The sequence below is a fragment of the Nevskia soli genome, assembly GCF_903970205.1.
GTDB lineage: Bacteria > Acidobacteriota > Terriglobia > Bryobacterales > Bryobacteraceae > Bog-113.
In genome coordinates this window covers 1-2,573 of sequence record NZ_CAJCHS010000077.1, presented here as the reverse complement: position 1 = coordinate 2,573, position 2,573 = coordinate 1, and the positions used below count along the sequence as shown (strand labels likewise).

The window sequence follows — 2,573 nt, the reverse complement described above, 5'->3', positions numbered from 1 at the left end:
AATGGTGATCCCGTTCGGGCAGACCGCGGCGGGATTGCCGATCGGCGTGCAGCTGGTGGGGCGGCCGTGGGATGAGGAAGTGCTTCTGGAAATTGCCGTGCGGATGGAGCAGGCGCGCGGGGTGTTTCCGTCACCTGCGGGGTACTAAGACGGCGTTTTTAGTTTGAAGGCTTTGCCACAAATCCTCGGCCGCTGTCGAGAATCGATTTGGAGAGCAACCCGAACACGACTCCGGAATTCGTGATTCCCTCGGGCATCGTAACTGCCACTCCTGGAATTGCGAAGGTTTTGAACGTTCCGTGATCGTAGAGAAATCCAACCGTGGTTTCACCATCTACCGCGTAACCGGTGATCACGCCGAGATCATTTATACCGGTAAGGGTCGTATACGGGAAATTCGGATAAGCAATAGTCGTGATTGTTCCTTGGTCGTAAATAAACCCAGTGGTTACAATCGGACTCGATATGTTGGCCGGCAGAGCTGCATATCCTACTACTTGGTCTTGGTCATTGACTCCGTATGGCATCGTGTTTCCATATTGAGGAACAGAGAACATCGTAAGCGTCCCCTGTTTTAGTAGGAAGCCCTGTTGCGTATAGCCAGTGATGCCCACAACCGTCCCGAGATTATTAATTCCGTTCGCGAACAGCGCATTGAATCCAAAATATTCAAAATGTCCGTCGTTAAAGAGGAAGCTCCCGTTTTCAAAGCTGCCCACGATGGTACCGGATTCATTGATCTGGCCGACCCTCGTCTCTGTCTCGGGAGCGGGGATCTGGCTATATGTCCCGTTCAGGTAGGTGAACCCGAAATTTTCCGGGACAGGTCCAGTGTTGGCCTGATAGTAGCCGACTATTTCACCGGTGGAGTTCACGCCCGTCACGATTGTGGGGCTCGATCCCGGGTACTCGATCGTTTCTATCGTGTAAGTTTGTGCAGCTAGGTTGAGGGTAAAGAGCGTTACGCCGACTAAGACTGCTGAGAAGGACATAGTTAGAGAGTTTATCCTATCTGCGCCACTAACGCGCGCCACTGATTTTCTTCTTGCGTCTTAACCATCTTTAGGCCCGCACCTTCCAGGTGTTCCTGAACACGCTCCACATCCGGTGCTTCGAGTCCGCTAAGTAGGATCGTGCCGTCTGGTTTGATGATACGTGCGAAGTCCGGCGCTAGCAGCGCTAACCATGCGGGACTAAGATTGCCGATCGCTAGGTCAGCAATGCCGGACTCTACCTGCTGTACAGAGCCTTCGAAAAGTTCTATCTCAAGTCCGGCCGCGGCGAAGTTTTCGCGGGCTACGTCGATCGCTAGCGGATCGATATCGCACGCGATCACGCGCCCTGCACCGAGCTTCTTGGCAGCCTCGGCGAGAATGCCGGAGCCAGTGCCGATGTCCACCACAGTCATCGCCGGCTTGATCAGCTCTTCAAGCGCTTCGAGACAGAGCCGCGTCGATTCGTGCGCGCCGGTTCCGAACGCCAGTCCGGAGTTGACGCGAATCCGGATGCGGTCTTCAGGAGCCGGATCGTCGCGCCATTCGGGAACCAGGAAGAAGCGCGCGCCGACGCGCATCGGCTGCAAATATTCGTGCGACTCGGCGACCCAGTCGCGCTCTTCCGTTTCCTCGATCGCGCCTCCGAATTGAGTTTGCAAAGCCGCTCGATCGGCTTCATCTTCGAAGAATGCGCGCAGTCCCTCGGGTGTTTCCGTGATGCCGGCGACGCCCGCCTCCCAGAGATCGGCGATGAGCAGATCGCGCGCTTCATGGGTGCATTCGAGGACTAGAGCGAACATGGAATCAGATGAAACTCCAGGGAATCTTCGTGGCGGCGGCAACGCCGTTCGATGCGAACGGCGAAATCTACAAAGTAAAAGTAGAGCACAACGTGGTGAGGTGGAACCGCACGAGCGTGAGCGGCTATGCGTTCGGAACGCCCGCTGGGGAAGGTCCGTTGTTGCGCGAAGAAGAGAAGGTGGCGCTGTGGGAGATGGGCGCAAAGCACGCGGCCGCGGGCAAGCTGCTGATTGCGGATTGCAGTGCCCCGGGCGTTCACATCAGCGCTGCATTGGCAAAGCGGGCCGCGGACACCGGGTTCCATGCCGTGATCTGTTCCGCGCCGCGGTATACCGGGTTCGTTGCGCAGGGGTTCGAACCAAGCTTGTATCTGCGCTCGGTTGCAGATCGTTCGCCGCTCCCGGTGATCGCGGCCGATGTTCTGCCTGAGCACATGGAACAGGTCACGGCGCATCCGAATGTGATTGCGATCGTTGGTCAGTCGATCGCCGACGATCCCGCGCGGTTGTTCGAAAGCTTCGAGCAGGGCGCCACCGCGGCGCTGCTGCCCCTGGCGAGCGCGGTCCCCTATGCGGCCATTACGGTATGGGAAGCGTTCCGCACGCGCGAGAGGGCCGCGGGACTCGATTGGCAGAACCGCCTTGCGGGTCTGGAAATCGCGAAGACCGGCGGAGTCGGCGCGCTCAAATACGCGATGGAACTGATGGGTTACTACGGCGGTCCACCGCGCCTGCCGTTTTGTCCGCCGAACGCGGCGATGCGCGCCGGGATTGAAGA

The 2,573-nt window shown here is 58.1% G+C and carries 3 protein-coding genes; 1 reads left to right on the top strand and 2 read right to left on the bottom strand.

The window, feature by feature from the left end:
- Window positions 1-158: 158 nt before the first annotated feature.
- Window positions 159-992: a hypothetical protein gene (locus H1Y01_RS03865; protein ID WP_180538960.1), complete on the bottom strand. Its 834-nt coding sequence runs from the start codon at window positions 990-992 to the stop codon at window positions 159-161.
- Between the two features lie 11 nt (window positions 993-1,003).
- Complete coding sequence (locus H1Y01_RS03860; RefSeq protein ID WP_180538959.1) at window positions 1,004-1,795, bottom strand: 50S ribosomal protein L11 methyltransferase; 792 nt, start codon at window positions 1,793-1,795, stop codon at window positions 1,004-1,006.
- Window positions 1,796-1,803: 8 nt separating this feature from the next.
- Here H1Y01_RS03860 and H1Y01_RS03855 point away from each other — a divergent pair.
- The coding region (locus tag H1Y01_RS03855) for a dihydrodipicolinate synthase family protein (protein ID WP_180538957.1) at window positions 1,804-2,573 on the top strand (770 nt) is incomplete at its 3' end.